23 protein-coding genes and 4 pseudogenes are annotated in these 21758 nt (G+C 36.8%); 5 read left to right on the top strand and 22 right to left on the bottom strand.

Annotated features, from left to right (window positions below; genetic code table 11):
- From ACLD6A_RS00420 to ACLD6A_RS00390, 7 genes and pseudogenes are all read right to left on the bottom strand, one after another.
- The coding region (locus tag ACLD6A_RS00420) for a BspA family leucine-rich repeat surface protein (RefSeq protein WP_410313271.1) at window positions 1-2127 on the bottom strand (2127 nt) is incomplete at its 3' end.
- Between the two features lie 218 nt (window positions 2128-2345).
- Window positions 2346-2618: pseudogene (locus ACLD6A_RS00415) on the bottom strand (hypothetical protein); the annotation flags it as partial.
- 195 nt (window positions 2619-2813) lie between these two features.
- Window positions 2814-2912: pseudogene (locus ACLD6A_RS00410) on the bottom strand (GNAT family N-acetyltransferase); the annotation flags it as partial.
- A gap of 58 nt (window positions 2913-2970) precedes the next feature.
- Window positions 2971-3135 (bottom strand): hypothetical protein, encoded by a 165-nt coding sequence (locus tag ACLD6A_RS00405; RefSeq protein WP_410313270.1) that lies wholly within the window; start codon window positions 3133-3135, stop codon window positions 2971-2973.
- A gap of 243 nt (window positions 3136-3378) precedes the next feature.
- Window positions 3379-4716, bottom strand: coding sequence for an ATP-binding protein (locus ACLD6A_RS00400; protein ID WP_004120904.1), 1338 nt, complete (start codon window positions 4714-4716; stop codon window positions 3379-3381).
- Between the two features lie 285 nt (window positions 4717-5001).
- Window positions 5002-5961 carry a hypothetical protein gene (locus ACLD6A_RS00395; RefSeq protein ID WP_410313269.1) on the bottom strand — a complete coding sequence of 320 codons (960 nt, stop codon included), beginning with the start codon at window positions 5959-5961 and terminating at the stop codon, window positions 5002-5004.
- Between the two features lie 10 nt (window positions 5962-5971).
- Window positions 5972-6478 (bottom strand): GNAT family N-acetyltransferase, encoded by a 507-nt coding sequence (locus ACLD6A_RS00390; protein ID WP_410313268.1) that lies wholly within the window; start codon window positions 6476-6478, stop codon window positions 5972-5974.
- 359 nt (window positions 6479-6837) lie between these two features.
- On the opposite strand from ACLD6A_RS00390, the gene ACLD6A_RS00385 reads away from it, so the two are divergent.
- Together ACLD6A_RS00385 and ACLD6A_RS00380 are read left to right on the top strand one after the other, a co-directional pair.
- Complete coding sequence (locus tag ACLD6A_RS00385) at window positions 6838-7143, top strand: type II toxin-antitoxin system RelB/DinJ family antitoxin (RefSeq protein ID WP_009994780.1); 306 nt, start codon at window positions 6838-6840, stop codon at window positions 7141-7143.
- Window positions 7140-7472 (top strand): type II toxin-antitoxin system RelE/ParE family toxin, encoded by a 333-nt coding sequence (locus ACLD6A_RS00380; protein WP_004113282.1) that lies wholly within the window; start codon window positions 7140-7142, stop codon window positions 7470-7472. Before ACLD6A_RS00385 ends, ACLD6A_RS00380 begins: the two co-directional genes overlap by 4 nt.
- A gap of 254 nt (window positions 7473-7726) precedes the next feature.
- Here the strand turns inward: ACLD6A_RS00380 and ACLD6A_RS00375 are convergent, their stop codons facing one another.
- The 3 genes and pseudogenes from ACLD6A_RS00375 to ACLD6A_RS00365 all read right to left on the bottom strand — a co-directional run bounded on the left by ACLD6A_RS00375 (window position 7727) and on the right by ACLD6A_RS00365 (window position 9168).
- A complete protein-coding gene (locus ACLD6A_RS00375) occupies window positions 7727-7882 on the bottom strand; it encodes a hypothetical protein (protein ID WP_004114756.1) in 156 nt (51 codons plus the stop codon).
- Window positions 7869-7952 (bottom strand): annotated as a pseudogene (locus ACLD6A_RS00370) (toxin-antitoxin system protein); the annotation flags it as partial. The gene ACLD6A_RS00375 and the pseudogene ACLD6A_RS00370, both read right to left, overlap by 14 nt.
- A 22-nt stretch (window positions 7953-7974) precedes the next feature.
- Complete coding sequence (locus tag ACLD6A_RS00365) at window positions 7975-9168, bottom strand: hypothetical protein (protein ID WP_410313267.1); 1194 nt, start codon at window positions 9166-9168, stop codon at window positions 7975-7977.
- Between the two features lie 190 nt (window positions 9169-9358).
- Between ACLD6A_RS00365 and ACLD6A_RS00360 the strand changes: the two genes are divergently transcribed.
- Complete coding sequence (locus ACLD6A_RS00360) at window positions 9359-9562, top strand: helix-turn-helix transcriptional regulator (RefSeq protein WP_004134772.1); 204 nt, start codon at window positions 9359-9361, stop codon at window positions 9560-9562.
- Window positions 9559-9960 (top strand): DUF2178 domain-containing protein, encoded by a 402-nt coding sequence (locus tag ACLD6A_RS00355; RefSeq protein ID WP_410313266.1) that lies wholly within the window; start codon window positions 9559-9561, stop codon window positions 9958-9960. Before ACLD6A_RS00360 ends, ACLD6A_RS00355 begins: the two co-directional genes overlap by 4 nt.
- A gap of 24 nt (window positions 9961-9984) precedes the next feature.
- Here ACLD6A_RS00355 and ACLD6A_RS00350 read toward each other — a convergent pair whose 3' ends face one another.
- From ACLD6A_RS00350 to ACLD6A_RS00305, 10 genes and pseudogenes are all read right to left on the bottom strand, one after another.
- Window positions 9985-10629, bottom strand: a complete 645-nt coding sequence (locus ACLD6A_RS00350; protein ID WP_101891930.1) for a helix-turn-helix transcriptional regulator — start codon at window positions 10627-10629, stop codon at window positions 9985-9987.
- A gap of 918 nt (window positions 10630-11547) precedes the next feature.
- Window positions 11548-12534 (bottom strand): helix-turn-helix domain-containing protein, encoded by a 987-nt coding sequence (locus ACLD6A_RS00345; RefSeq protein ID WP_102720688.1) that lies wholly within the window; start codon window positions 12532-12534, stop codon window positions 11548-11550.
- Between the two features lie 468 nt (window positions 12535-13002).
- Window positions 13003-14286 (bottom strand): hypothetical protein, encoded by a 1284-nt coding sequence (locus ACLD6A_RS00340; RefSeq protein ID WP_004113312.1) that lies wholly within the window; start codon window positions 14284-14286, stop codon window positions 13003-13005.
- Window positions 14287-14299: 13 nt separating this feature from the next.
- Window positions 14300-14596: a type II toxin-antitoxin system RelB/DinJ family antitoxin gene (locus ACLD6A_RS00335; protein WP_217431484.1), complete on the bottom strand. Its 297-nt coding sequence runs from the start codon at window positions 14594-14596 to the stop codon at window positions 14300-14302.
- Window positions 14597-15074: 478 nt separating this feature from the next.
- Window positions 15075-15512 (bottom strand): GNAT family N-acetyltransferase, encoded by a 438-nt coding sequence (locus tag ACLD6A_RS00330; RefSeq protein WP_009994773.1) that lies wholly within the window; start codon window positions 15510-15512, stop codon window positions 15075-15077.
- A gap of 81 nt (window positions 15513-15593) precedes the next feature.
- Window positions 15594-15710: pseudogene (locus ACLD6A_RS00325) on the bottom strand (conjugal transfer protein TraG); the annotation flags it as partial.
- A 31-nt stretch (window positions 15711-15741) separates the two neighbouring features.
- A complete protein-coding gene (locus tag ACLD6A_RS00320) occupies window positions 15742-16227 on the bottom strand; it encodes an NUDIX hydrolase (protein WP_020760513.1) in 486 nt (161 codons plus the stop codon).
- A 460-nt stretch (window positions 16228-16687) separates the two neighbouring features.
- Window positions 16688-18166 carry an Lsa family ABC-F type ribosomal protection protein gene (locus tag ACLD6A_RS00315; protein ID WP_285067865.1) on the bottom strand — a complete coding sequence of 493 codons (1479 nt, stop codon included), beginning with the start codon at window positions 18164-18166 and terminating at the stop codon, window positions 16688-16690.
- Window positions 18167-18273: 107 nt separating this feature from the next.
- Entirely contained in the window at window positions 18274-18558 is a 285-nt protein-coding gene (locus tag ACLD6A_RS00310) for a hypothetical protein (RefSeq protein ID WP_004114737.1), read from the bottom strand.
- 183 nt (window positions 18559-18741) lie between these two features.
- On the bottom strand, window positions 18742-19212 hold the full coding sequence (locus tag ACLD6A_RS00305) for a GNAT family N-acetyltransferase (protein ID WP_004111719.1): 471 nt from the start codon (window positions 19210-19212) through the stop codon (window positions 18742-18744).
- A 275-nt stretch (window positions 19213-19487) separates the two neighbouring features.
- Here ACLD6A_RS00305 and ACLD6A_RS00300 point away from each other — a divergent pair, with 275 nt between their 5' ends.
- Window positions 19488-19610 (top strand): hypothetical protein, encoded by a 123-nt coding sequence (locus tag ACLD6A_RS00300; RefSeq protein WP_255358933.1) that lies wholly within the window; start codon window positions 19488-19490, stop codon window positions 19608-19610.
- 361 nt (window positions 19611-19971) lie between these two features.
- Here ACLD6A_RS00300 and ACLD6A_RS00295 read toward each other — a convergent pair whose 3' ends face one another.
- Together ACLD6A_RS00295 and ACLD6A_RS00290 are read right to left on the bottom strand one after the other, a co-directional pair.
- Window positions 19972-21264 carry an MFS transporter gene (locus ACLD6A_RS00295; RefSeq protein WP_009993952.1) on the bottom strand — a complete coding sequence of 431 codons (1293 nt, stop codon included), beginning with the start codon at window positions 21262-21264 and terminating at the stop codon, window positions 19972-19974.
- Window positions 21248-21736: a hypothetical protein gene (locus ACLD6A_RS00290; protein ID WP_226988337.1), complete on the bottom strand. Its 489-nt coding sequence runs from the start codon at window positions 21734-21736 to the stop codon at window positions 21248-21250. The genes ACLD6A_RS00295 and ACLD6A_RS00290 overlap by 17 nt, the downstream gene beginning before the upstream one ends.
- Between the last annotated feature and the right edge of the window lie 22 nt (window positions 21737-21758).

Raw genomic sequence — 21758 nt, 5'->3', positions numbered from 1 at the left:
GAACATGTTATTCATATCCGTAACATTGCCAACATTCCAATCTTTCAAATCACTAATGTTCACCAACAATTCACAACCACTAAACAAGCTAGACATGTTCGTAACATTGCCGACCTTTGCTGCCCAATTACTCAATGCACTTATATTAGTCAATCCAGTTTTAGTGTCAGAGTCGGAATCAGCGCAACCGCTGAACATGCTATTCATATCCGTAACCTTATTAACATTCCACTTTTCTAGACCAGAAAGATTACTTAATCCACTACAACCGTTGAACATGTCATGCATGTCAGTAACATTGTCAACCTTCCAGTTTTCTAAATCTGAAAGGCTATTTAAGCCCTTACAACCTTTAAACATGCCATCCATTTTCGTAACATTGCCAACATTCCAATCTTTTATATATGAAAGACTCGTTAAGCCACTACAACCGTTGAACATATCATGCATATTCTTAACATTGCCAACATTCCAATCTTTCAAAGGCTCAATGCTACTAATATTGTTGCATCCATAGAACATTCTAAACGTGCTAGTTAATCTGTTTGTGCTACTCTTAGATTTAGCCCAATTAGCTAATTCCTTGATATTGTTAAGCTTAAAGCAATTTGCAAACATGTCATCCATTGCCGTAACGTTACTAACATTCCAATCTTCTATGCCAACAGTATTTTGAATCTGTGTCACCGCAAACATTGCCCTCATGCCTGTAACTTTACTTACATCCCACTTTTGAAACGCATTCAAATTTTTACCAATATTCATACAGTATCTGAACATGCTGTTCATTGACTCGACTTTTTTAGTTTTCCAGTTTTCCAAACCAGTAAAATCTTCTAGACTGCCACAACCCTCGAACATGCTATCCATATTCGTAACGTTACTAACATTCCAGTCTTTCAAAGGTTCAAGCGAAGTAATATTCATCAAACCTGCATATCCGGCTAGATCAAAACTTTCACGTTTATCTTCGTCCGCAATAATAGCCGAGAACATGCTCTTCATGTTCGTGACACTGCCAACATTCCACCCACTCAAACTGCTAATATCACTTAAACCAGCGCACCCCTCGAACATGTTGCTCATGTTCGTAACCTTGCTCACATTCCAACTACTCAAAAAACTAAAATCAGTTAATGAGGAATCCTTAAATAGATAGGACATGTCTGTAACGTTACTTACATCAAACCTGTCGTAGTTGCCAATGCTACTAATAGTTTTCCCTGAAAAAAGACCTTCCTTACCTTTTGACAAACTCCCGTACGCATACACGAATGCACCAAAAAAATCAACTGAGCCATTGCCATCATTATTGAGCTTTGAAATTTCTCTTCGAATACTATCAAAATTAGTAGGTAGCTTATCAGCACTAATAGCACACGCGTTTCCAGAACCAGAGTCAGGGCGAAATATAATTGCATTACTGAAAAATCCACTTCCACGATAACCTACACAAGCAGGAAGCTTTTTAACTTGGTCTAGGGTTAATTTCTCAAGAGTATCTGCATCACGATCTTGACCCTTAGTTTTTTTAGCCTTTTCCTCAGCCTTTTCCTCAGCCTTTTTCTTAGCCTTTTCCTCAGCCTTTTCCTCAGCCTTTTTCTTAGCCTTCTCTTTTGCGTCTTTGTTCTTATCTACTTGCTTGCCATTTTCTTTATTGGATTTACGCTCAGGAACATTCGCAGGAACGTTAGCTTTCTTATTTTCAACACCAGCAGGCACAGACTTCTGAATGTCACCCTTAGCGCCGGCACCATTGCCAGCAGTTTTCCCGGCACCATTGCCAGAATTATTCTTATTTACAGACCCCACCCCATTAGGATTTTTAACAGTTCCCTTATTACCTACAGTACTTTCTCTATTAGTTTCCCCTTTACCAGCTTCCCCATTAGCTGCCCCGATACCTTCAGCGTTAGTCTTCTCTTTACCCGATTTACCGACATCTTTACCAGCATCTTTGCTCTTATCATTCTCGGCAGCAGCAGCCAAAACAGCAGCAAACAATGGATTCTTCGTTATTTTGGCATAAGCCAGCCCTGGCAGCGCTGACACACTCAATGTCATAGCAAGCACACACAAAACAGCACTCAACACTGCCAACACACGATGCTTCATATTTTTCTTCATATCCCTCACCTCGTGATACGCAATAGTCGTTAATTCACGTAAAACGGCACATCTCCCTTATTTTGCGCACTGACGAAGTTCTACCGTGAACCACACTATTTGCGTTCGCTATACTTTTCATAGTATACTCCTATAACACTAATCAGTAAATATCCACAAACTATGTGCGAATTTGTTTGAGACCAGCCGTATTAGTGCGTTGCTATTTCTACGTGTAGTTAAACTGCGGTTCTTCTACGTGGGTGCTGCTTGATAACGAGAACAATATTGGTAAGAACAATGCCAAAAACTACGCTTACCCATGCTAAGCTCGGCGTAAGCAGCCAAGCGAGAACACCGAAAATCATCAGTCGAAGCAATAAAACAATAACTAAGAAAGGCCAACTTTTTGTTAGGCATTTCTGTTGATCAGCATTCAATGCGCCCATCAGAACCATAACCTCAGCCGCCGCGCAAGAAAATAGCATATTGCCGAAGAACATGACGAGCAGCGCAATAATAAGCGTGCAAATACCAGCAACAGTTTCTGTAATCACATGCCCACCAAAGCATGCTTGAAAAGCACCGGACTTACCTTCATCTCACTCATCATCTTCTCCTAGAAAAAGCAATTACGAAATATCGTGCTATGATTGCACAACTATGATTGCACAGCTTTGATTGAACAGCTATGATTGCACAGAATATCTAAAACGTCTTTCAGCATTCGGCCTAAAAATTTCATCTTCTTCATTTGCTTCTATATAGCTTTGGATATATTCCTTATCTGGTCTAATTAATCTCATACGTGCTCCTTATTTTTAATATGCAATTCTATTAAAATTAGAATCTATACCAGTCTGTTTAGTCCCATTTATCAGATAAAAGGAAGTCACGAATATTCCTGTGCTTAATCCCATTTCGACTCATGTCAAACTCATCAAGAGAAACAACATATTTCGGGAAATTATCGCGAATAGCATCATACACTCCAAACTCGCGACTAACCGTTTCCTCTGAAGCAAGCAAATAAGTGACCTGAACATACAACTTTTCACCGCACTTATCACTTATAAGTGAAATTTAATGACAAAATCGATAATTTATAAGTTATAACTGATAAAATCGCGAGAAACCATCCTAAAACAGCCTAGAAGAAATCCCCCACCTAGACTGGATTTGCAACGTTTCGTCAATTGACACTCATTTAACTTTTACACTAGCTTATTTCTATATCTTCTAATCGTTCACTTTTTTAATTATCTTTCTTTATCAATCGTTCTCTTTCAGCGCAAGTCCTATAAGCTTATCCGTATAATCAGCCATAAATAACGGAATATTCAACACATCATCATCTAGTTTGAGATTATTCAGCGAGAACCGTATACGTAATTTCGTTTGATTCGGGAATAATTCTTTAAACTTTTTCAAACTTCTACTATTAATATTTGCTTCAGATTTAACCTCAATAGGGAAAATATCATTTTCTCGTTGGATAAGAAAATCCACTTCATACGGCGGATTCGTTTGAGACCAGTATCTCGGCATCACTTCAAATTGAGTAAGCAGCGCTTGCAAAACATAATTTTCTGTTAAAGCACCCTTAAACTCAGTAAACAGTCTATTGCCTTCCGCAAACGCAGTAGGAGCAAGTTGAGCCAATCGCCTTAACAAGCCAACATCTGCCAAATAAATCTTAAAAGCAGATACATCATCATAAGCAGCAATAGGTAAACTCGGCGCAGTACTTCTATAAATTTTATACACCAATTGTGCCGATACCAGCCATTGCAAAGCATCTTCATATTCTCTTGCTCGCGCACCATTTTTAACAACTTTATACAAGAATTTTTTATTTTCACGCGCAAGTTGAGACGGAATAGAATGCCAAATCATTGATATTTTAGGAAACTCACTAACATTAGGATGTTTCGCAAAATCTCGTTCATAAGCTGTTATAATCTCAAACAACGTTTCTTGCATTGCGTTTACATCTCGCGCTTTAGTCCACATTAAAACTGACTCAGGCATTCCCCCTGTAACATAATACATTTTTAATTTATCGTATAGAGGATTAAAAAATGCGTCTGGAATCGGCTCTATTTTATCGATTTGTTCAATATACTTCGCTAGATTTTCATCTCCATTAGCAAGCAAAAACTCCGTGAAAGTCATTGGGTTTATTTGCATAAAATTAACTTTTCCAACTGGGAATGAAGATGGTTTTGCAAGCGTTATTCCGAGCAATGATCCAGCGCAAGCAACATGATATTGCGGAGCATTTTCACAAAAATATTTCATCGAGTTTATTACTTCTGGGCAGTCCTGAACCTCGTCAAATATGATCAGCGTATTTTCTGGTTCGATTTTTTGACCGCTTGCAAGCATTAGATTTTGTAAAATTCGCTCCACATTTTTAGTGGCTTCAAAGAATTGCTTATACTCTCTGTTTTCGTCGAAGTTAAAATATGCAATATTTTTGTAGTAAAGCTTACCAAATTCTTTTAATATCCAAGTTTTACCAACTTGACGCACGCCTTTTAATATCAATGGTTTACGGTACGGTGAGTTCTTCCATGCTAAAAGTTTGCTCATAATCAGCCTTTTCATGATTACTCACCTTTCACTTGACGTTACGCTATTAAATATTGCAGTCGTATTAGTGCGTTGCTATTTCTACGCGTAGTTGCACTGTTGTTCTGTTATATTTTGCGTTATCTTTTATCGTATATCACATTATTATATATGTTTTGGTGCATTTAATCACATTATTATACGTATTTTGGTGTTTTTTATCACATAATTATGTATTGCGTAACTATCAGCATAAAAACAACGCTTTCGACGCTCGTAGAGCCTTCTGCTCAAAAGAGAAGAAAACAGTCTTACAAAATCTTATGCGGCTACTGCTGTTCTTCTCCATGGATGATGCTTGATAACGAGAACAATATCTGTAAGCACAATACCAAAAACTACGCTTACCCACACCAAACTCGGTGTAAGCAGCCAAGCGAGAACACCAAAGATCAGCAGTCTAAACAATAAAACAATAACTAAGAAAGACCAACTTTTTGTTAGGCATCTCTGTTGATCAGCCTTCAATGCACCCATCAGAACCATAACCGCAGCCGCCGCACAAGAAAATAGCATATTGCCCAAGAACATGACAAGCAGCGTTCGCCAGCCAGCAATAGTACCAAGCATCCACCATTGCAGCATCAACGCAAGCAAAAATGTGACAACATCGCATACTGCTTCAATCAGCATATTCGCAACAATTAACGAGGAAAATGTTAAAGACACACTTCTAGGAGTGTCTGTTTTACCTTCGCTCGCATGCTGTAATGCAATCTTGTTTCTCGCCTCGGCGCGCTTTACGCGTTCTTCTTCAAGCATTTGAACGCCAAGCTCAACCGATTTCTTTGAAGCTTCCTGTAATTGCGCATCCGTCATACCTGGCTGCCAAGGCTTTTCAAAAACAAATATCAACACACTAGTGATCGCTGCGCCAATAATAATGCTTAGCAGCGTAGTATTGGAAACAATCAATGAAGCAATACCAGAGGTCACCAGCAGCCTGAGCACAAAATCGATGATTCCAATAAGCAAATCACCAGACCCGTCATCTGGTCTGCGATGCCTATCCCACTGCAGATACGCTGTACTTAGCAGCGAAAACACCACAACACTCAGTGCGAGTATTGCCACCGTTTCCCAACCTAGTATGCGGTGCCCTACGAACTGCTGTACAAGCAGCGCAACAATCAGCGTGCAAATGCCAGCAACAGTTTCTGTAATCACATGACCCCAAAAAGCATGCCTGAAAAGCACCGGTCTTACATTCGTCTCGCTCATCATCTCTCCTCTATATATTAATCCAATACCTTCTTGTTGTAACATTTCCCCTTGGTAGGCTATTTTTCACTTTGTTTTCTAAAATTCCACCATTATTTTCTATAACTCGTATGGATCCAATATTGTCATCATCACACGTAATCAGAATTTTATGTAGATTCAAAGTCTCTTTACAATATGTAAGTGCCATAGAAAGCATTCTTGTTCCATAGCCCTTCATACATTCAGACTGTCTAACTTCGTATCCTATGTGACCACCATAGTTAATTAAAAAAGAATTTAATTCATGCCTAATATTAATTTCACCAATAAATTTTTCATTATCTATCAGCCAAAACGTAGTAGCTTTAACATAATTTTCAGGCAAATTTATACCATGTTCATAGTTATAAGAACTCTCTATAATTGTCTCAGGGTGTATAAAACGTCTTTCTGCACTCGGCCTAAAAATTTCATCTTCTTCATTTGCTTCTATATAACCTTGGATATATTTACTATCTGGTCTAATTAATTTCATAAGTTCTCCTTATTCTTAATATGCAATTCTAATAAGAATGCAATTCTATTAAAATTAGAATCCATAATAGTCTGTTTAGTTTTAATAGTATTACTATTAAAAAAAAACCATACATACAAGCTTTATTAAAGAAAAATTTTTTAATTTTTCAAGTGCACACTATGGATATTGGGTGCACTTTTTACGATAGAAAAAGGTAATCGTTAAAAGGTTTAAAATTGGCTTAATATCTTGAGTTTGAATCCGAAGATACAACAACGGAAAGCTATAATCTGAATAGTGATTAAACTTTTTCTTTCATTCGCTTGCATATGCTTGCAAGAATTTTGTAAAATAAGGTCAGAAAGGAAGCCAACACAATGACAAACACGAACGCTGTATATGCAAGAATCGATACAAATCTTAAAGAAAACGCCGAAAACATATTGAACCAACTTGGAATAACACCATCTTCAGCAATCCAAATGCTTTACAGCCAAATCGTTTTACAAAAAGGCATGCCATTTGAACTCCGCTTGCCAGTTAATACTCCTACTGCTTTAGGCAGCTTAACAAGAGATGAGTTGGATAAAGAATTACAAAAAGGCATCGACTCTATTTCAACTGGCAAACAATATAGTGCAGATGAAGTAGACCAATTCTTCGCTAAGAAATACGGCGTATGAGCACAACCTATAGCGTCATTTATTCTCCGCAAGCGTTCCTTGATCTCAGCGAATTATACGAGTATATTCGCTTCACATTACAAGTTCCAAAAACGGCGGAAAAACAAGTCAACCGCATTAAGCATGCTATACGTTCTCTTGAGACTATGCCTATGCGATATACGCTTATTAATTGGGAACCTTGGTGTTCTAAAGGAATACGCAGAGTTCCAGTCGACAACTACACTGTTTTCTACCAAGTAGACGAAAACCAAATGACTGTAACAGTTATTCGCATATTCTACTCAGGCAGAAATATAGAAAGTATTGTTAACGACACAAACAACTAATGCGCGTTTGTATTAGAAAAGTAACGAACGAAGTAGCGTAATTTCGAACGTTATAAAACACACTCACCTAATCAGCCTTTGACATCAATACTATAGTCTCAACGTGGATTTAGAGAACTCCTAGTATGGCTACACTCTTTTCAAGTGCACACTATGTATAGTGGGTGCACTTTTTAACGATAGAAAAATATTGCAAAAAGGTTTAAGACCTGCTTAATAACACGTTTACATTACAATTGTTCCAGTTGCCTAGCCTAGTAACTTCTAACGTAAATAACCGCGAGTATTTGAATTTCTTTTCTATTCTCATCAACCAAAAAGTAAATGTAATAATTTTTTACGCGTATTTTTCTAAAACCAAGATTACCCCACGGTTGCCAATCATCGTTCAAGCTCTTAAAAAACATCATCTATCGGATAACTATCACTTTGAGCTGCCTGATCATAGCCTTTATCCATCAACGCGTTAAACGTTTTCTCACAACATGAAACAATATATGACTTACAACAAATATATTTTTTCTTTATCAACACATATTTGCGAAGTACGATTGTAGATTTGAGTTATATCCTCCATTTTTTCCAGAAACACTTTTGTTTCCGGATCACGCAAAACAGCAAACTCCTTCACTGCTTTTACTCCAATTACATTAGCATTTTCATGTAATCCGTTTCCTTTATCTTGTAAAAACTCATCAACAGAACCATCTTTAACTAAAGGAATACCACCAATTAGCTTACCAACAGCAGTACCAGCAGTACCTATAGCTTTCACAACGTTGACTTCCACTTCCGAATTACCAAGTTTTTCTAAATATAAAGAGCTTTTTTCAAATTTCTCACAGTAGTCATCAGACAATTTCTTTATCTCATTTTCTGCATTACTAATGTACTCTTCCGAAAAATTACCACTTAACATTATTTCCATCAAAGATGATAGAGAGAAAATATACAATGACAATCTGTAGTATTTAAACTTTTTTCCTAAATCAGACAACGTCGAATTTACGTTACTTTTAGACACAATAAACTTCTTTAACAGAAGAATATCAGTAATCTTTTTCTGATAAGCAATAATGTTCTTTCTAGCACGATTCTTAATATCGATAACAAGCTTATGATTATTCGTAACAGAAATTTCATTATCCCAACTGCACTTATAAGTAGAAGCAATCCCCATCAATGACTCAACATCTGCCTCAATCTGTGACTCATTCTCAACTTCCATGAAGGTAAGTATCTTTTCCTGCGTCTCTTTAATCTTTTTCATATCTTTTTCAATAGAATAAATAGCCACAGCCATCATTAAAAGAGCAGGATTAAACGGAAGTGCTGTTTTCATAGAACCTTGCAAAGACTCCATCTTTGAAATCTGCATCATTCTAGAACCACCGTCAGCTTTTCTTAAAGATCCCCATAGATTCCCATTTTTTGCGTATTTTAGAGTATCACCTGCAGCTTTATTAGCAATCTTATAAATACCATCCGTAGGAATGGTTATTGTTTGAGTAACTGTATTACATGCAGGAATTAATGACGATAAACCAGATCCAAAATTCAATAATTCAGATACGGGAACACTTAATACTTTATTGTTGTTATTAGTAAAATATTTAACATCAACAAGAAGTTTTTCAGTAAAATCTACTAACGTATTTTCACTGTTACTTGCAGAAAGCTCACTACTGTTACCCATAAGAACAATACTATCTGAAATAGTATCTGAAAGAAAATTATACTTTTAGTTTTCTACTCTCTTGAATACTATGAAACTTTGCAAACAATATTATCGATATTAAATCCAACGGAAAGCAAACTTGACATTTGCTCTCGAAACGATTATCTTATATGTAAAGCTAGCTTTCTATTAGGAAGGAGAATGTAATGTGAAAAATAGACTTGAACAAATTAGAAAAGAAAAAGGCATAACCCAGGAAGAACTTGCTGACGCACTTGAAGTATCAAGACAAACAGTCGGTTCTTTGGAAAATGGGAGATATAACCCGTCAATCATATTGGCATACAAAATTGCCAAGTACTTTGATTTAACAATCGAAGAAATATTTATTTACGAGGAGGATAAAAAATGAAAAAACAGAAAACCCAAAATTTTTGGTATATAGGATATGTAATAGGTATTTGCGGATTAATTCTTGCACTGACTCTTAAACTGAACGAATCCGTAGAAATTGTACTGTCGGTTGTTTTTGTTGCGATTATCTCACTTTCACACGTAAAAATCATGCACTATAAGATGATGGAAAAAGACCACACCTACAAAATAAATGTGAACGATGAAAGAAACGAGAAAATCAAAGATAAAGTAAATGCAACAATTGCATTCATAATGATGCATCTAATGGGAATAATTGCCATAATTGCATTTATAACAAAAGCATATTTGCCAGCTGCTCTTTTAGCTATTTCGATTGCCTTTTCTCCATTAATCATGTTTTTTATCAACAAATATTATGAGAAAAAATATTAAAATCAGTTCTGACCATCTCATTTACTACTTATTACGAAGCAAACCAACTTTCATAAATTCCTTATCTCCAATACGGAACTTTTTACTATTAAACGCCACTCCCATAATTCTGCTAATAATATACTCATCAGTTATAAGCACGAAATACTGCTTATCTTTTTTATCCACCAAATAATACTGATCAGCCCCAAGAGTGGCAACAGCTTTACTGAAATCATATATGCCAAACAATGGCAATCCTCCAAGGAGAGTAGAAAACCATCCAACAAAATTATCCACCATTTTCTCAGATGAACTGTTATAAGTCTTAACAACAGTTAGCATATTGATTTCTGAGTCAGGATATTCATCTAGGACAATCTGCTCTTTAACTTTCGACTTCTTAAAACTGCTCAACCTACCGTCAAAACCATATTTATTGAGATTAATAGGCTTCTTAGTAATAGAAAAATCAACACTATTGTTCTCATCCAAAAGATAATCAACACTCACGCTTAGAGCATACGCAATAAATTTCAGATTCTCGATATCTGGCAAACCCCGATTCGTTTCCCATTTTGCTACAGCAGCACGAGATACCATCAATAATTCCGAAAGCTCCTCCTGCGTCAACCCAGCTTCCAGACGAGCCTTTCTAATTTTTTCCCCCAAAGATATAACACTACTCATGACACAACTCCTTTCAAATCACTTATTACACATCATGAAATTACTTGACGGAAACCAAAATAGTATTGAAACATTTGATTTATATACCGCCTAATTACAAACTAACAAATAATTTACAACGGAAAAAGAAACAAGGTGAAACACTATAGTTACCAACTGTAACAGAATAAGAAATCAAATAATGTAGGGAACTTTTTTACAATTTTTACACCGATTTGTTCCCTAAAACATAAGCAACTAGAGCACACAAACACTCGACAGCAGAATAGCAAAATCACATCTAGAATCTCGAGAAGTAAGCTTAAATCCACCGCACGCTAAACCTTTTAACATTTAGTCCTACAACCACATTTCTAAACAAAACCAATCGTCGCACTAATATCCCGCCAAACATCGGAACAAAATCCAGACAATCGTCGGAATGAAAACCCGCCAATTCGCAAGGAAAACAATGAAACATCGCGCTTGCTCTTGCTTATTAAACCCTTTAATAATAGCCATCGCAAAACATAATCTACATAAGAGCAAAATCAAGTACCTTACGCATTCTCTTCCAATAGAAAATCCGGTAAATATTTGTATATAATCCCTTCTTGCGAAAAATTCATTGTGTCCATCGATAAAACGAATTTGGGATAATTATCCTTAACCAATCAATAAACGCCAAATTCCCTACTACGAGCATCTTCGCTAGCCATCAAATAAGCAACTTGATAACTTGGAGGAATAAGTCTTATCGAGAACAGAAGTAAGCTGGGTGTGGCTATCTAAAAAAATGTCCGCATCCCGACGGTAAAGCCTATATGTGCGACATTTTTAATCATACTTTCACCCTTGGGGGTAATATTAAGCGCAAGCATACCATATTTCGTTCGGATAGCACCTGTTATTCGCCACAAAATCGACGCTGAAAGTCACTTATTTCTTTCCGAGCATCCACGCTTTGAGCACTACTTCTATTACTCCGTAAGTCAATGCGGCCAACGGCCAAACAATCCAACTTCTTCCCCAATCGGACGTGATGAAACTGTAGGCTAAATAAATGCAGACAATTATAAGCCAGTAAGCTTGGAGGAATAACCTAATCTTTGCAGGATAGACAATCTTTTTCTTCGGTTGCAGCAAACGGTAATAGGACGAGCGGACAATATTCGCCTGTACGAATAAATAAACGGCTGCTGCCACCAGGGCAATAGCGATAACTACAAAAAAGCCGGATGAAAGTTGATAAAATTTCGGCGCTATATCCGAAATTATAAGAAAAATAAAGGCAACCATACATAAAACGACACCGCTGACCGTCCGCAGCACATACGACGGCATGAACCGTTCCAAGCGTTCTTTGAGCACACTGTCAACTCCGTAAGCCGTTTCAAAGTCCTCTTTTTCCAAATATTGATAACGCTTTCCGTGGAAACTCTGAATAATAAAAATAGCTACAGCTACAGTAATAATCGCAACACTAAATGCTAAGCCCAAAGTTTTACCGACTTGCGCATTTACTGTGTGAGAAAGCAAAAGATCACTGCCGACCAACGGGATTGCCGCCAGAATACAAAGAAGAACGCCTAGAGCAACATAGGCGGCAAATGATATTCTGTGAGCAATATAAGCGGAGGCTTCTTCCAGCTCAATTACCCGCATGCGAACGCCGGCTTCTTCCTGGCAGGCATTTTCATCTGCGTTGACGTTCTTCCCCATAACATCAATTTCATCTTTTACCAGAAGATCTGTACTAACACCAAACAAACGGCTCAATGCAATTATCCGTTCCATATCCGGGATACTTTGTGCGCCTTCCCATTTGGAAACAGCTTGGCGACTGACGCCCAATTTGTCAGCCAATTCTTCCTGCGACCAACCGTTTTGTTTACGTAGTTCCAATATTTTATCTGCTAAAATCATAAAAACATCTCCATTTCAAACTAGAATTCATCATGATTATGGTGAAATTATAGCTGAAACAGCAGTTGCATAGTAGCAAGTGCGATTGGCAATTGCCGTTGAAAGCGCAATTTCTGCCGACAAATGAGCGCAACCGACCGCCAATTCGTTTTCTCTCATGTTCGCACCGCATTTTCCAATCATCTTCACTAACGCAAGCAAGCGCATCCGTTACAGACTGCAAATCTTAATCCTCATAATATTCAACAAGCAACTTCTTAAACTCAGGAACCTTATTTTCTTGAATAACCAACAAGCCATTACCATGAGAAATCAAATAATGCAGGGAACTTTTTTACAATTTTTACACCGATTTGTTCCCTAAAACATAAGCAACTAGAGCACACAAATATGGATTCTACTATCTGACAATCACTATCTGGCAATCTTCAGATACTCTTCGATTCTGGCATCCAACGATTCTGCCTACTACCAATCTGCCCTACTGCTCTCTGCAATCAGTCCAGTGCTATATTCATAAGTATAAGTGTTCTGCATATGAGCATCACTCGACGACCAGCTTCCATTTGAAGATTTTGAAGCCTTAAACAGAATATAAAGACCACATTTTCCATCCTGAGAGTCCCTGTTATACTGCAGATAAGTAATGTCCGAACGGCTTTCACTCAGAACAAAGTACATATCCCCCTTGGCGGTATAGTTCTCCTTGAACGCAAAGCCTTTCGCCGCAAAATACTTATCAAATATCTTAAGCGCTGCATTTCTTTCCTTCTTTGATTCTAAATCACGCTCAGCGGCATCATGCAAATCGTAATTTTTATCTGGCTCTTCAACCTTTAATCTTGTATCTTTTAATCTTGTATCTTTCCTGTTATTGCGATCGATTCTGCGATACCACTCAGATTCACTTATTTTTGGATCAGTATCACTTGAATCTGTCATTGGTCGAAGATACTTAAGGAAAAACGGACCTTCAGACCGATAAAGATAATACTCAAAAGGAGCATACATATCATCCACGTGCTCTGTGTATGTACCATTATCATTTTGTTTCACAGAATATCTTCCAACAATAAATAAAACGTCAAAAAATCCAAGACCTAAGATAATCAATACGCAAAGTAGAACAGATAGATAACGAAGTACAATTCTTATACCTATTTTCCGTATACGCGAAATAAGATAGAGATTATAGAAAACACATTCAAGAGCAATCGTAATCATCCAAACAACTGGCATTGCCGCGCATATAACATATACCCAAGTCTGCAAAAGCCACCGATTTGGAAGATGCAACGCAGTTATTTCAAAAAATGCAGTTAGAATACCACTTAACACAAAAAAGCAACAAAGAACCAGTGAGAGTCTACCCTTCCCCTGTTGATTATCATAGCTAAGAAAAGATTTGTTACGCTCTACATTTGCACTCCTAAAACGACTATGTATATTGCGCTGCCCAATAACACAAATAACCCAAATAAGAGACACTACAACAAGAAGAAGAATTGCAAAACAATAGGTGATCCATCCAAAAAGCTGTAGCTTATTGGACGCCATAAAAACAGTTCCAATAATCATTAAGATGGAAAAGATTTCCGCACTCAGTTGTAAAACCTTATACTTGGACAATTCCTTATTTGCACTGTTAAGGTTCTCACATATTTGCTCATGTGATTCACAATATAGTGGATTTTTCTCATCTGTGGGAGTATGTTCCTGCTTTTCCTTCTCTTTCATCGATGAATCTGACATTTTTCTATCCCTATCATCGTTCAAGCTCTTCAAAAACATCATCTATCGGATAACTATCGCCACAAACCGCCTGATCATAACCTTTAACCATCAACGCGTTAAACGTTTTCTCGTCCATATCATCTTGTGCCGGAAGTGACTTTGGAATAGTAAGCGAAAACGGAATACCCTTATTAAGAATGATTTGACGATAAAACATGTCAATAGCAGTAGCCCTAGGAATTCCAATAGTTTCCAGAATCTGCTCCGCCTGCTGCTTAATATTTTCTTGTATTCTCACATTCACATTCGCTGTTTTAGTAACTGCCATATCAATCAACCTCCATACACTCATCATAAAATACTGTATCGCATATTGCAACACATTTGCACGAATGGGATTTTTTGACTGTCATACACGATTTTTATGTTCGCATTACTGCATCTGATAGCACAATCAAGCGCCGTGACGGTGGGAAGCACCACTTATTTTTCTCGTTTGAGTTTGAACATAAAAATAGCAGATAAAGGGAAGGAAATGAATTTACACCAAAGTGAGGGTTTGACCGATTCTTATCATCTTATCTCCTTTACTTTCTGTAACATATTTAATGGAACTAACATTTTGTCGTGTATATATTAGTGAGAAGCATTTGAAATACTTTCTTAGCTTCTTAGTGAATTTTCCCTATTTATTGATAGCAAAACATAGGGAAATTAGGCAAGAAAAAAGACGATAGATTTTTTCTTTTTTCTATCGTCTTACACATTTAGTATTCAATTTTTCAGTTCAACAAACTAGAATTGACTTATTCGAAAATTTTAATAAATCTCTTTTGCGTCTTATCACATACATATCCTATATTTTCATAGAATTTATGTGCTTCTGTTCTTGCTTCTGCTGAGTTTAACCTGATAAACTTAAGTAATTTTTGTCGAGAATCCATTTCTAAATGATTCATCAATTTTTTTCCAATGCCTCTTCCTTGAAACTCTGGTAAGACAGCTAATCCTAGAATATTTAATCCACAATCTGAATAAAGACTCTCATACATTTCAGCATGTACAAATCCAACAACTTTATGTAAATCCTCATCCTCATAAACATAAATCACATGATGCTTTTTATCAGCTGATAGTTTTGTGATTTGATTCTCTACTAACTCTGTAGAAACAGTATATCTTAAAGAAATATCACATATTTCTCGTATAGATTGAGCATCTTCTTTTTTTATTTTTCTAATCATTTCATTACCTTCACAACTTCAAATTTATCTAGCTCTATTATTTCAGATATACCCTCGACCATATAGTTATAACAGTAAATCTTACAATCTTGTAATTACCGTATTTCTATTAAGCTTAACCTTGCCTTTTCTCTTTATATATTCTTCAATATCAAACACATTCTTCTTGTCATAATCTTCTAAGAAATAATGTTTATGTAACTATCTCTTGCCATAATAGCGGGATTCATTAATATCTTTCATCTGAAATTATATGCTCTATTCCACTATGCTCCGATTTAAGATATTCTTTCATAAATGTCGGGTAAGCCTTAAACTTATCAAGCTCATCTATAGGTAACCAATGCATTGTCTCTTTAGCACCTGACTCTGTAGTGCTTTGGCTCGTAAAATCTCTTTTGCCCATGGGCTTCATCATGTAGTAGAGTGTAAGCTCATGGAAGTCTACTCCATCTAAGCCGGAGCTACCGATGAATAAGTTCTCGTGTATGACGGCAAGGTGATCTACTTCATAATTAAGACCTGTCTCTTCAAATACTTCTCTCTTAACGGCTTCTTCTGATGTCTCGCCCATGTGAACCGCTCCGCCAACTGAGTAGAAATAGTCGTCCTCATCATTTCTTGCGAATAGCACACAACCTTCTTCGACTATGATGGCTGCTGCTCTATATCTAAATGCTTTTTTATCGTTAATAAATCCGCAATTATGTTCCATAGTTTACTCCTTTATTTTTTATCTAATGACTGTGACTTATGGTTCAAATGCAAACAAGTTCCCAATCTGAATTGAAAATCCAAGTGATTGATACATTTATATATCACATTGTTCACAAGCAACAGTCATTGAACTTATTGCACTTAACCCTAGAGCGTTGATATCTTCCCTCAAACAGCCAAAATACGTTCAAAAACCGCAAGAGCCCAGCTTAAATCCGCCACGCATTAAACCTTTTAACGATAAGCCCTCGCTAAACCCTGCTATACAAGGGCAAATTTGCACCCACCTAATCAGCCCTTGACATCAATACGACAGTCTCACATGTTTCAAGACTACCCTGATGATAACCATGCATCAAAAAAGAGCCTTAACGTTCGTTGCAGGAAAGAAGCTGACAAGGGGAATGTCGTATGATGATAAAAGTCTAAGGCACTACAAACTGGGATTTGGATTTTACTTAAAATTGTATTATTTTATTAGCGATATCTTCTACAAATCGCTTATCGTGTTCCACAAATATGAGTGTAGGCTTTGCTTCTTTTATAATTTCCTCAATCTGTATTCTTGATATTACATCTATATAATTCAGTGGTTCGTCCCAAACAAATATATGAGCTGGCTTTGAGAAACTTACAGCAATTAAAACTTTCTTTTTTTGTCCATCACTATAATTCTTCATATCCATTTCAAATAATTCTCTTGAAAAATCTAATTTTCTTAGAATTGTTTTACACAATGTTTCATCAACATCTTGCTTGTGAATATATTCATTTAGGCTACCTGTTAAATTAGATGTGTCTTGAGGAATATACGAGATTTTTAAATTACCTGCTAATTTTATCTCACCTGTATACTCGTGATTTATACCTAATAAAATTTTAATCAAGGTTGATTTTCCGCTACCATTACCCCCATATATAGCCACTATGTCGCCTTGCTTTATCTCGAAACTTACATTATTTAGGATCTGTCTCTCTCCATAGCATGATGATAAATTGCTAACCGATATTAGAGGATTTTTATGATGATGTAATGGATGCAATAATAGACTTTCCTTTGTTTCGATATCTTTTAGTAAACTCTGTTTTTCTTCTATTGCCTTGTTTTGTCTATTCTCCAAATTCTTAGATTTTTTCATCATCTTGGCTGATTGATGACCTATATGTCCTTTGTCTGGTTTTACACCTGATACTTTTACACCATTTTTAGTATTTTCAATTTTATCAGACCAAATTTGACTTTGTCTTGCAGACTCTTTTAATCGTTTAATATCTTTTCTTAATCTCTCATTTTGACTAATTTCAAATTGGTCTTTCATCACTTTGTTTTCATACCATGATGTAAAATTTCCCGATTGGACATCAATAGAATTCCTGTTAATAGAAATAACATGATTGATACAACCATCTAAAAAATCTCTATCATGAGATATAAGCAAAAATCCTTTTTTACTTTTCAGATATTCACTTACAATTTTTCTTCCGTCCATATCTAAATGGTTTGTTGGTTCATCAATAAGTAAAAAGCCATCTTCTCTTGTAAACAAAATAGCTAAAAGGATTTTTGTTTGTTCCCCTTTAGAAAGCGTTTCAAACTCTCTGTAAACAAGGTTCTCATCTACATTTAGCAAACTGAGTTCTCTAAATAACTTCCATTCTTCATCATCTGATATTAGTTCTTTATATAACTCAATTCCTAATTTTGAAGTATCGCTTATATTTGGTGGAAATTTAATAAATTCAACATTCTTGCTTATTTTACCTTGATAAGTTTCTTGATTTAAAAGTAACTTAAATAGAGTTGATTTACCGATTCCATTTCTTCCTATCAATCCCGTTTTCCAGTTTGTATCAAAGGAAAACGATACATTTTTAAATATGGGTTTTACATATCCATAATATGAGAAAGTGAGGTTTTCAATTTTAATTACTGACATAAAACGCCTCCCTAAATTATCATTTACCGCCCGGGTGCAAAGTGTGTGCACCTTTTAACGTTTAGTTTTTCATGTATTACTACGGTTATCACTGCTTTGCTTTTCAGTCATTTCAATTCTCGATTAGGTAATTTTCCAGTTCTCAAAGCGACAGTAACAAACTCAACCTCTTGCAAGCACTTCTCGCAAAGTTCATAACCTTCATTGAAGTTCACTCTTGACCTAAATGTGCTAGCAATGAATTCGCATGGTGAGGTGATCCTTTCAACTACACCGCACCGTTCGCACTCAGCATACACATTCCCATCCTTAATCGGAATAAACATTCCATGATCTTTCTCATTTCCCATGACGCTAACATCTTCGAAATCATCAAATTTTACATAGAGCATATACGGCTTCCTCCTTTATCGGTATGTCTATATACGCTCTAATTCCAACTTATATCAAGTTTAAACGAGTAAACACTAGGTATGTCTTATCGACATGTTCGTATGCAGAAACATATCTATGAACCTTTTAACAATTATCTCTGCCTATCGTTAAAAGGTTTCAAGCAAATAAACTTAGAGTTCTCACACTCCTAGATATTTAATATATATTTGACACGGATTCCACTCATCCCATAAAGTTGGAAAACATTCCAATTCTTTATATCCCATCGCGATATAAAAATGATTTGTAATATCATATTCTTTGTAGTGTCCCATCTGAACAGTTTTTACCTGTGAGTATGTGTAACCCATCTTCCTTGCCATAGCTTCGTATGCTTTGTTAAGTACCGAGCCAACTCCCATTCTATGGAATTTCTTTTTTATACCCATCACAAAAATCTCTGCACAATCCTTGCTGGTTGCGTTTAACACAATAAACCCAACAAGTTTATCATTAATATAACAAGCAAGAAAAGGCTTTTCCTGTGAATCTTGAATATATTCTTCTGTACTTTCTGGCATTCCAAACCATTCTTGAAGATCATACAATACTTCTCTCGATACAGATTCCTTTTCTAGTTTATTCTCAATTTCTTTTACTTTTATATTCAATCCAGTCCTCCACAAACTCTAATTTATTCTTGTCATCAATACTAGAGCCTCCGCCGTCGAATCTTTCCAATCGAAGCTTCCTATTCGGTCGCTTCTCTTGGAGATTCTTGACATGAGACCTACCTCTGCTTCGCATCGATTAGCTTTGCTAATCGCGCGATAGCAGGGTTAGAGCTTCAACGTTGATGGTAACCATTTTTTTTTATCCTTTCCTTGTGTGTTGGTAGTTCCAGGGCAGGCACACCCGTAAACCCACAAGAACACTCCCAGTCCTTGTGCGACGCTCCAGGCTCGACTCCGGTCAGCCCGTGGAACATGTTGTGGAATGGGCTGGCAGGGGTGAGCTTGTTGGGTGGCGTGACAAGGCTGGCGTGTGGTCTTTGGACTGGGTGTGCTAGCCTCTGGGCTACCAACACGAGAAAGTGGGGGCGGCGACCGGTGGCAGCATTCTTGCTGCGCCACAACAGTACAGTCTCCACGAGTGAAACTCGTGGAGACAATAGCCGCCCAGACTTTTTAGTGGATCCGGGTATGGTGCTGATATTTCTTTTAATTCTCATGATGTTAGTCAAAAGAATTTACAGACGGGACATCAGTTATAAATATCCTAGATATAGATGTTGGTGCTATTTGCTCACGGCACAAATGAACACTCTATGACAGATAAAGTATGGTTCACTCGGTTAACTTAGATATCTGAATTGAAAGCGTTCTAATTTAAAAATAAGCTGCGCTCGTATTTACAATATTTATTGCATCTTATTCTGCTTTAATTGAACGCAATCGCTTATCGAATATGCAGATAAGCACCAGTATAAAGTGGATAAGAGCAGCTATGACAATTATTCCTGACTCTGCATGTAGAGATGGAATGGTCATGTGGGAATAAGCGTAATCCCATAGCGGATAGCTTACTGCTCCTATAGCGGCAACAACTGAGATGAATACAGACATTACCTGTCCAACGAGATTATCATCTACTGCATGAATAAATACTGTTTGGAATGGTGGATTTACTACTCCTTGGAAGAAAGCAAAAAGGAAACCAAACACGACTGCTGCTATAGCGTTAGGCGCTAATGCCAGTCCTATTATAGAAAGAGTCACTAGTATATGTGAAAGAGTGAGTAGCATAGAGAAGGACATTTTGCTGGACACTTTTGGCGCGATGAGATAGCTGAGGGCATACCCAAGTGACATTGCGCTTAAATACCAGCCATATCCTTCTGCACTATGTAGAACCATTGAGAATAAGAGGACTCCAGCAAAGCTTATGCCAGTAGATGCGATAGCTTCGAGTATTGCAAATGGAGCTAAAGTCCTGTACGTTTGGTTTTTTACAAATGTTGCCATTCCCCTAGCCCAAGTTGCCAAAAAGCCTTGAGAATATTCTGGATTTTCATCTGCGACGTCTGAAGTATAAATTCCGGTTCTAACTGCATGCTTGTAAATAAAATAAATAAAAATTATTATTCCTGCTAATGCGATAGTTTCTGTAAATAGAATTGGAATGTATAAATATTTACTACTCGCAAAACCTGCAACTGCTGGTCCTACTAATGTACCCATGAGGCTTGTAAAGCGAAGAAGTGAAAGAACATTAATAAGATCATCATTTTTTGTTACACGATTAACAAAGGAAGTAATAGCAGGAAAATAGAAAGTATCACATGCTGTCGTAACCATTACAAGTATACAAACACACCAAAATAGGAGCAACTTGTTAGCAGATGGGGTTGAGAAGGATACCGATACAATTGCGATAATACATAATCCCGCAATCATTCTTGCTAAGCATGCAGCAACTGTTGTCCTGAAAATTCCTACATGCTCAGCTAGTGCTCCTGAGAAAAGGCCTGCTACTAATTCACTTATTGCAGTGAGGGTGAGGTAAAGCGATAAATAATGGCTTGACTGCTGAAAACCGATAAAAAGTGAGTTCAATAGCCATAATTGAATAGTAGTTGAGGCTAGTGTAGTTGCATAGTTAGAAAGAAAATCACTAGCTGCTAAACGCAGATATCCGCGGTAAGGTTTAAATAGATTCGTCAAGGTTTGCTCGTTTCGCGAAATTACATTGCCAAATTATTGCTTGAGAGATGCTATCGGCACTAGTAGTGAAGTATGTTGTAAAGTCGTCGTTATCCCAAATCTGTTGCTGTAGGTTCTTGTCATCACGCACTGTGCTAAAGAGTTGAATAATCTGCTCGACGCAAGATAATGTTTTCTTTATATAGAAGTATTGTTGTGCGAAATCGACTTCTACTTGCTCTCCAGGGATAGTCGTATGTATTTCTTGGAATGTCCGTAGCAAATCAATTGTTTTAATAAGCGATATTTTACATGTCTCGAAATATTCTTGTATTGAATGGATGGTGGATGTTTTCGCTGTGTTTGTACTGACGATAGTGGCTTCAAGTGCAGCATTTGCTTTGAAAAAATATTCTGTTGCTTCAAATAGAGAAGCGCAATATGCTGCACTTGATTTCACATACTCATCAAACATTTCTTCGTACGAAGTCATGTTCATTATTAACCTTTGGTGT

This window comes from Gardnerella sp. Marseille-Q9691, assembly GCF_046507715.1.
GTDB lineage: Bacteria > Actinomycetota > Actinomycetes > Actinomycetales > Bifidobacteriaceae > Bifidobacterium > Bifidobacterium greenwoodii.
The sequence above is the reverse complement of the archived record's forward strand: the minus strand, read 5'-3'. Positions and strand labels throughout refer to the sequence as shown.